This is a genomic window from Streptomyces sp. OR43, assembly GCF_008042275.1.
Taxonomy (GTDB): domain Bacteria; phylum Actinomycetota; class Actinomycetes; order Streptomycetales; family Streptomycetaceae; genus Streptomyces.
The window spans coordinates 50,034-57,751 of record NZ_RDBK01000031.1 but is presented as its reverse complement, the minus strand read 5'-3'; the positions used below and the strand labels follow the sequence as shown (position 1 = coordinate 57,751).

General features: G+C 71.5%; 9 protein-coding genes. 4 read left to right on the top strand and 5 right to left on the bottom strand.

Annotated features, from left to right (window positions below; all coding sequences use genetic code 11):
- The coding region (locus EAO72_RS16055) for a SpoIIE family protein phosphatase (protein WP_148018017.1) at positions 1 to 323 on the top strand (323 nt) is incomplete at its 5' end.
- An 18-nt stretch (positions 324 to 341) separates the two neighbouring features.
- On the opposite strand, the gene EAO72_RS16050 is transcribed toward EAO72_RS16055, so the two are convergent.
- Genes EAO72_RS16050 through EAO72_RS16030 form a run of 5 tightly spaced genes read right to left on the bottom strand, consistent with a single transcriptional unit; the run spans position 342 to position 4,159 of the window.
- Positions 342 to 1,190, bottom strand: coding sequence for a GNAT family N-acetyltransferase (locus EAO72_RS16050; RefSeq protein ID WP_148018016.1), 849 nt, complete (start codon positions 1,188 to 1,190; stop codon positions 342 to 344).
- Between the two features lie 51 nt (positions 1,191 to 1,241).
- A complete protein-coding gene (locus tag EAO72_RS16045; protein WP_148018015.1) occupies positions 1,242 to 1,835 on the bottom strand; it encodes a hypothetical protein in 594 nt (197 codons plus the stop codon).
- Positions 1,832 to 3,100, bottom strand: a complete 1,269-nt coding sequence (locus tag EAO72_RS16040; RefSeq protein WP_148018014.1) for an MAB_1171c family putative transporter — start codon at positions 3,098 to 3,100, stop codon at positions 1,832 to 1,834. Before EAO72_RS16040 ends, EAO72_RS16045 begins: the two co-directional genes overlap by 4 nt.
- 47 nt (positions 3,101 to 3,147) lie before the next feature.
- Complete coding sequence (locus EAO72_RS16035) at positions 3,148 to 3,708, bottom strand: intracellular growth attenuator family protein (RefSeq protein WP_148018013.1); 561 nt, start codon at positions 3,706 to 3,708, stop codon at positions 3,148 to 3,150.
- A 1-nt stretch (position 3,709) separates the two neighbouring features.
- Positions 3,710 to 4,159, bottom strand: coding sequence for a hypothetical protein (locus tag EAO72_RS16030; protein ID WP_148018012.1), 450 nt, complete (start codon positions 4,157 to 4,159; stop codon positions 3,710 to 3,712).
- Positions 4,160 to 4,793: 634 nt separating this feature from the next.
- Here EAO72_RS16030 and EAO72_RS16025 point away from each other — a divergent pair.
- The 3 genes from EAO72_RS16025 to EAO72_RS16015 all read left to right on the top strand — a co-directional run bounded on the left by EAO72_RS16025 (position 4,794) and on the right by EAO72_RS16015 (position 7,702).
- Positions 4,794 to 5,132, top strand: coding sequence for a MerR family transcriptional regulator (locus EAO72_RS16025; RefSeq protein ID WP_148018011.1), 339 nt, complete (start codon positions 4,794 to 4,796; stop codon positions 5,130 to 5,132).
- Positions 5,133 to 5,473: 341 nt separating this feature from the next.
- Positions 5,474 to 5,677: a cold-shock protein gene (locus tag EAO72_RS16020; protein ID WP_015609674.1), complete on the top strand. Its 204-nt coding sequence runs from the start codon at positions 5,474 to 5,476 to the stop codon at positions 5,675 to 5,677.
- Between the two features lie 423 nt (positions 5,678 to 6,100).
- Positions 6,101 to 7,702 carry a DEAD/DEAH box helicase gene (locus tag EAO72_RS16015; RefSeq protein WP_148018010.1) on the top strand — a complete coding sequence of 534 codons (1,602 nt, stop codon included), beginning with the start codon at positions 6,101 to 6,103 and terminating at the stop codon, positions 7,700 to 7,702.
- Positions 7,703 to 7,718 lie beyond the last annotated feature (16 nt).

Here is a 7,718-nt window from a genome sequence, read left to right as displayed (position 1 = left end):
CCGGACCGGCCGGAACCTGGCTCGGCGACGTGCCGGCGGGCCCGCCGCTGGGCACCGGCTTCGGCGGCTACCGGACGACGAGGGTGGAGTGCGGACCGGGCACCGTGCTGTTCATGTACACCGACGGACTGGTGGAGCGGCGCGGCGAGGACATCGACGTGTCCGTCGGCAGACTCGGCGAACTGAGCCTGCCGGAGAGCGGCGATCTGGAGGAACTGCTGGACGCGGTGCTGGAGCGGTTCGGCCCGGGCGCCGAGGACGACATCGCCGTGATGGCCTCACGGTCCCGGCAGGTCCCCGGCGGCGACTGTGTGACGGACTGAGGCCCGGGCCCGCCGTGCTCATCCCAGTTCGAGACTGGTGATGCCGAACAGCCCGCTGTGATCGACGTCCGGCGCCGGTCCGGTGTACATGCGGGCCGTCTCGAACGACGGGGTCAGCCCCAGCTCCTCCGCCAGCCGTACCGCAGCCGGATTCACGTCGGGCACGTCCACGGCGACGGGCGCGGACGGATCGGTGGCCGCGAGCGCGCTCACCAGGGCGCGGGCGATCTCCGGCGTCGCCGCGTACAGCGGGCCGATGCGCGAGGACGTGCGGCAGGCGCGCAGCACGGCGAGTCCCCGCACCTCGCCCTCGGACAGCGCGACCAGCGCGGTGCGTCCCGGCGTGGTCGTCCAGGCCGCCAGGAAGCCGTCCCGCTCCGCCGGGAAGAACCGGCGGTCGTACGCGGTGACCTGGCCGAAGGGCAGCGTGCGGGCGTCGGCCAGCGTGACGCCGGGCGGCGGCGCGACGTCGAGCGGGACGAGTCCTTCGTAGCGCAGGTTCGTCCAGGCCTGACCGAAGCCGGACTTCCGGTAGTTGGGCTGCTGCTCGACCACTCCGTCGAGGCCGGTGTTCCGCCCGGCCAGCCGGGCCGTCCCGGTGGCCCAGATCCGGCTCCCGTACCCCTGGCCACGCAGTTCCGGGCGGGTCAGATAGAACCCCAGGAAGCCGAAGCCGGAGCCGTAGCGGACCACGGAGACACAGGACGCGGGCACCCCGTCGAGGCGGCCGATCAGGAAGCCGCACGGATCGGCGGCGAAGAACGCCTGACCGTCCGTGAGTCCGGGGTTCCAGCCCTCGGCATGGGCCCAGTCCGCCATCATCCTGATGTCGTCCGCGCTTGCTGTGGTGATCTCGAATGTCGGCACGGCACCACCATGGACCCCGCGCGCGGCCCGTTCAACGACGCCGGGCCCCGCTCACACGAACAGGAACGCGCCCGCCGTCGCCGCGCCCAGCGCCGTCCCGGCCGTCACCTGGCCCACCGTGTGGTAGCCGAGCGCCACCCGCGACCAGCACACGGCCGCCGTCATCAGGTACCCGAACAGCCACCACGGCGAGTGCACCGCGGCGAGCAGCGCGACCGCGGCCGAGGCGACCGAGGCGTCCACCGAGATCTTCCACACCGTGTTGACGGCCAGCAGGACGACGGTCATCACCCAGAGCCCGAGCATCGCGGTCAAAATGCCGGTGGGGGCGCCGCCCAGCACCATGACCGCCGAACCGGTGCCGATGGAGCCGAGGATGACGAAGAAGATCGGGGCCCGCTTCGTCCGGTCGACGACATGGCGGTCGCCCCAGGTGCCGCGCCCGCGCTCCCACTCGATGTAGCCGGCCGGGACGAGCCCGGCGCACAGGGCGCCGAGGAAGCCCCACAGCAGCCCCGTCCAGTGGCCCGCCGCCGCCAGTCCGATGGCGAGCATGCCGGCCAGCAGGACGTTGCGCGGCTGGAAGACGTCGGTCACGGTGCGCGCGGTGGACGTGCCCGTCTCGTGGGTGGTGCTCGTGCTCATGCCTGCTGCTCCTGCTCCTGCTCCTGGACCGCTGTGGACGCTGCGAGGACCTGCCGGGCCCGCTCCGGTTCGACCGTGCGGTACGCCGCCGCCACCCGGACCAGCCAGGCGACCTCACCGTCCTGGTCGGTGGCGTGCTGGGTGCCGACGGCGGCCGCGTCGCCGGCCGGGGCCCCGGCGCTCCGGGCCGCGAGCGCCGCCTTGATCCAGTAGGCGTCGGCCAGCGGCCCGGTCTCCCGGGTGGTGCCGCCGTCCGCGGCGGCGGCCTCGGCGGCCGGCAGCAGCGCGTCGGGCACGTAGTGGCGCAGCTTCTCCACGGCGTCGGCGATGTCCGCGGCCCACCGGTCGACGCGCAGGTCGGCCGGGGTGCCGAAGCGGGTCAGCTCGCGCAGCAGCGGTGCCGGGGGGTCGAAGGGCTGGTCGGGGAAGGCCGTCATCAGCTCGTACCAGAGGGCGTGCAGCTTCACCTGGGCGCGCCAGAGCGTCGCCCGGCGGCCGAGGTTGCGGCACGCGGGGACGGAGGCGCCGATCGCGAAGAAGGCGAACAGCACCACCTGCGAGGCCTCGGTGATCTCGTCGAAGCGCAGCGCGAAGGCCTCGCCGGGCGGGTCGACGACGCTGACCCAGAGGAACAGCGTCCGGCTGACGGTGTAGCCGACGCCGATGAACATGGCGAACGTCATCATCGCCAGGCCCACCCGCAGATGGCGCCGCCCGGCGCTCGCGGTGGCGAGCGCCCACTGGTAGGCGCAGACGGCGGAGGCGGCACCGAGGTAGAGGTAGAACACGCTCATGTAGAGCGTGGCCCCCCACTGCCCCGCGTGGTCGGCGACGAAGCGGTCCGACGGCGTGGAGCGGTCGACGACGGTGAAGAACAGCACTGTCAGCAGGACGAGCGTGGCGACGGAGGCCTTCGCCGCGATCTGCTGGATCTTCCGTGCGAACCGCACGTGGCGCGGCACGGCCCCGGCATCGGCGTACTGGCCGTAGATCGCGACGATGTAGCTGAGAATGGCCAGAATCGCGACCGTCGCCGTGTAGTGCTTGATCAGCACCGAGAGATCCGTGACCGGGCTGTCGTTGAGCCCGATGCGCACGGCCCGGGTCTTGGTCCACAGCGCGGCGGCGAATCCGGCGTAACAGCCCCACAGGGCCCGGCGGCGCCGGTCCTCCTCGTCGCCCCACAGGGCGGCCGGCATGCGCCACACGGCGACGGCTGTCATCAGGCCGGCTATCAGATAGCCGGCGACGTCGAGCGGGGTCACGGCGGAATTCCTTGTGGTGGGGGGACGGGGACCGGGGAAACGCGGTGCTACGTACGGCGGAACAGGCCCCGGCGACGGTGGGCGACCGGGCGCGCGAGCGAGTTGGCGAGCCGCCCCACCATGTCATCGCTCGTCACGTCCCTCGCCATGCGGGGGATGAGCGAGGCACCCAATTCGGCCATGCGTTCGTCATGGGTGTCGTACTGGGCGCGGGCCTGCACGGCGTCCGCGCTGCCGAGCGCGTCCGGGCCGACGACCCGGGCGATCAGGGAGGTGTCGAAGACGGGCAGCAGCCGCCGCAGCTGCTCCGCGTCCAGCGAGGTGCCGTGGTCGAACCACTCGTGGCACAGCTCGTGCAGGATGACGTGCTGGGTCTGGTACGCGGTGGGGCGCCGGCGGTAGAGCACGACGCTGGTCCCGCCGCTCTTCAGCCGCAGCCCGCAGGCCGCGTTGACGCGGGCGAGCCGGTCGGGCATCTCGTGCAGCACGATGGTGCGGCCGCGGGCCGCCTCCATGTTGGCCACCAGCCCCTCGACGGTGAAGGGGGAGGGCAGCGGGAGCCCGGCCAGCCCGGCCTCGCACTCCTTCCGCAGTTCGCGCATGGACACCTCACTGACCCCGTGGTCCGCCGTCGGCCGGTGGCTGCCGGTCCTGCGCGTCCTTCAGCAGGGCGAGCGCGAACTGCAGGAGCTCCGGCGGCAGCCCGTCCTCGTCCAGCCCGCGCCCGGCCAGCCCGCTGATCTCGCCCGTACGCCGCTTCGCCAGGAACTGCAGCCCCGCGACGACGTCGTCGACGACCTCGGACTCCTCCTTGAAGAAGCGCCAGTCCACGCCGAAGCCGAGGCCGAGCGCCTTGAGGATGTCCTCGGACGGCTGGGTGACCTTGCCGGCCAGGATGTTGGAGAAGTAGCTGTGGGAGAGCGACCCGCCGCGCTCCTTGACCAGGTCGGCGAAGACCCGTCCCGAGATCTTGCGGCCGGGGAAGGTCTTCTCGACCATGTACTCGACCTTCTGCCGCAGCGTGCGCAGCTCCGGCGCGCGTCCTTCGCCGTCGTCCATCCGGCCCCCACGTTCACGTCCGCCGCACGGGCGTCTGTCCGGTGCCGCGCGGTGCTCGATTCGGTCAACGGGCTCGTACTGTAACGAACCCCGACGCGGCGTCCACGGCCCGGGATCCCTGACGGCACACCGGAAAGGGATGAAGTGGAGCATCTTGCTCCGGTCTCCGGAGCGGGCTTGCGCAAACACTTTGCGTCACTGTTAACTCGAAAAAACATGGGCAGGGGACCACGAGGGGAGTCCCTTGCCCGTGAAGACTCCTGCGCGGACCCGGCCCGTACGGGAAGGCCCGGCGCGCACATGGGTGTAGCCCTTCACGACGGGGGATGCGTGAAGGGCTACGTCTGCATTATGGCCCCTGGTCAGGCAGTCATCAACTGACCGGCCGGTCAGCGTTCTTGGTGAACCCCGCCCGGCCTCGTCCAGGAGGTGCCGCCGCGGTGGCGCGAGGAGCGGCCCGCGGGCGGGATCCGCGCCCGGCCGGGCCGGGCCGGCCGCGGCGGGGCCCGGTGCAGGCAAGGTTATTTCCCCCGTCCGGCCCGGGAAATCTACCGCGGCTATGCTAGATGCGATGGCTCGCACAATGAGAGTTTCTCGTTCGGTCAACGAAGTCGGCGATACGCGGCAGGTGCACATGCCCCCCGAAACCCCTCCGCATGCCACTGACCGTCTCGATGACGACGACTACCCCGCCTACACCATGGGGCGCGCCGCCGAGATGATCGGCGCCACGCCCGGATTCCTCCGCGCGATCGGCGAGGCGCGGCTGATCACCCCCCTGCGGTCGGAGGGCGGCCACCGGCGCTACTCCCGCTACCAACTGCGCATCGCGGCCCGCGCCCGGGAGCTCGTCGACGGCGGGACGCCGATCGAGGCGGCGTGCCGCATCGTGATCCTGGAGGACCAGCTCGAAGAGGCGCTCCGGCTGAACGAAGAGCTGCGCCGCCCCACCCCGGGCCGCGACACCGCCTGACCGGGCCGCCCTCCGCCCGTTGGGCTCCGGGTCGGGGGCCGTAGCACGGAGCGACGAATATCTATAGCCGCAAGCACAGAATTTTATGCAATGCCCGGTGAAGGTTTATGACGCGCCGGGCGGAGCGAAATTACTTGCCGCGCCCGCTCGCATTCATTGTGCTACTGTGGATCTCAGTTGCAGTTGTGGTTCCCAAAGACTCCAAGTGCTCTCCTCGGCTAAATGGGCCGGTGGGTGCGCTTTTGTATTTTCCGGCTCATTATCCGGATGGGGTAATCATCGCGGCGACGCGGGACTGGCACAGTGCCAGCCCCCGGGCTCTGCCCCAGAAGGAGATAAACATGGCTACTGGCACCGTCAAGTGGTTCAACGCGGAAAAGGGCTTCGGCTTCATCGAGCAGGATGGTGGCGGCGCTGACGTCTTCGCCCACTACTCGAACATCGCCGCGAGCGGCTTCCGTGAGCTGCAGGAGGGCCAGAAGGTGAACTTCGACGTCACGCAGGGCCAGAAGGGCCCGCAGGCGGAGAACATCACCCCCGCGTGAATCCGATGACACCGGCGCTTACGCGCTGAGTGAGCATCCACAGCTGGGGCCCGCACCTTGGGTGCGGGCCCCAGCTCGTTGCTTTTCCCGGGTCCGCCCCCGTGCACGCCGTGCCGGCACCACCGCCACGAGCCGCCGGGGAAGCCCACAGGACCCACGCTCTTCACCCTGCGGCGGACGATCCGCCATGGCTCCCGGACCACCGGTCCGCCGGAGCCCCGTGACGAGACCGCGCAGGCCCGCATCCCGGGCCGGTTCGTCCGTCATTGCGAAGCACCGGACCCGGTTCTGCCGGGCCCGTATCGGCTCAAGACCGGCTGCCGGGCTTCGTTCACGTATGCCAACGGCCCGTTCTTGCGATTCTTGTGCCGCTCTTCGCGCAATGAATTCCTCGATACGCGCCATATCGAGGAAAGGTTCCGCATGAACCGCGAACGCACAACTCGCTCCAATGACCGTTTTTCCCGTACCACCCGCAGCGGTGGAGCCACCGGTTCCGGCGGCTCCCGTTCGGGTGGCGGCGGTTTCCGCTCGCAGGCCCCGGGCAGCCGTCAGGGCGGCGGCCAGGGACGCTTCGGCGCCCCGGCCCAGCGCTCCGGCGGTGGCTACGGCCGCCGCCCCGCCGCCAAGCAGGGTGAGTTCGCCCTGCCGAAGACGATCACCCCGGCACTGCCCGCCGTCGAGGCCTTTGCCGACCTGGGCATGCCCGCGCCCCTGCTGGCGGCGCTCACCGGCCAGGGCGTCACCGTGCCGTTCCCGATCCAGGCGGCCACGCTGCCCAACTCGCTGGCCGGCCGTGACGTGCTCGGCCGCGGCCGCACCGGATCCGGCAAGACGCTCGCCTTCGGTCTGGCCCTGCTGGCCCGCATCGAGGGACAGCGCGCCGAATCCCGCCGCCCGCTGGCCCTGGTCCTCGTGCCCACCCGCGAGCTCGCCCAGCAGGTCACTGACGCGCTCACCCCGTACGCCCGCTCGCTGAAGCTGCGGATGGCCACCGTCGTCGGCGGCATGTCGATCGGCCGGCAGTCCGCGGCGCTGCGCGGCGGCTCCGAGGTCGTCGTCGCCACGCCCGGCCGGCTCAAGGACCTGATCGAGCGCGGCGACTGCACCCTGGACCGGGTCTCCATCACCGTGCTCGACGAGGCCGACCAGATGGCCGACATGGGCTTCATGCCGCAGGTCACCGAGCTGCTCGACCAGGTGCAGCCGGAGGGCCAGCGGATGCTGTTCTCGGCGACCCTGGACCGTAACGTCGACCTGCTGGTCCGCCGCTACCTGCACGACCCGGTCGTCCACTCGGTCGACCCGGCCGCCGGTGCCGTCACGACGATGGAGCACCACGTGCTCTACGTCCGCGGCGCCGACAAGTACGCCACCACGACGGAGATCGCCGCCCGCGACGGCCGGGTGATCATGTTCCTCGACACCAAGCACGCCGTGGACAAGCTCACCGACCACCTGCTCAGCAGCGGGGTGCGGGCGGCCGCGCTGCACGGCGGGAAGTCCCAGCCGCAGCGCACCCGGACCCTGACGCGGTTCAAGACCGGCCACGTCACGGTGCTGGTTGCCACGAACGTCGCGGCCCGCGGTATCCACGTCGACAACCTCGACCTGGTCGTCAACGTCGACCCGCCGAGCGACCACAAGGACTACCTGCACCGCGGCGGCCGTACCGCCCGGGCCGGTGAGTCCGGCAGCGTCGTCACGCTGGTGCTGCCCAACCAGCGCCGCGAGATGACGCGTCTGATGGCCGACGCCGGGATCACCCCGCAGGTCGCCGAGGTCCGCTCCGGCGAGGCCGAGCTGAGCCGGATCACCGGTGCGCAGGCGCCCTCGGGCATCCCCGTCACCATCACCTCGCCGCCGTCCGAGCGCCCCAGGAGCGGTTCGTCCTCCCGCGGCCGGCGCAGCCGGCCCGCCCAGGGCCGCCGCTCGTCGGCGTCCTCGGCGTCCTCGGCGTCGGCCTCCTCCCAGCCGCGGGGCGGTGGCGCACCGCGCCGCTCCTCCGGCGACCGCGCCGCCTGACCGACATTCGCGTTCC

Coding starts and splice junctions, on each gene's coding strand:
- EAO72_RS16045 (WP_148018015.1), bottom strand. CDS start 1,835: ATGAGCACGAGCACCACCCACGAGACGGGCACGTCCACCGCGCGCACC.
- EAO72_RS16030 (WP_148018012.1), bottom strand. CDS start 4,159: ATGGACGACGGCGAAGGACGCGCGCCGGAGCTGCGCACGCTGCGGCAG.
- EAO72_RS16025 (WP_148018011.1), top strand. CDS start 4,794: ATGCCCCCCGAAACCCCTCCGCATGCCACTGACCGTCTCGATGACGAC.
- EAO72_RS16020 (WP_015609674.1), top strand. CDS start 5,474: ATGGCTACTGGCACCGTCAAGTGGTTCAACGCGGAAAAGGGCTTCGGC.
- EAO72_RS16015 (WP_148018010.1), top strand. CDS start 6,101: ATGAACCGCGAACGCACAACTCGCTCCAATGACCGTTTTTCCCGTACC.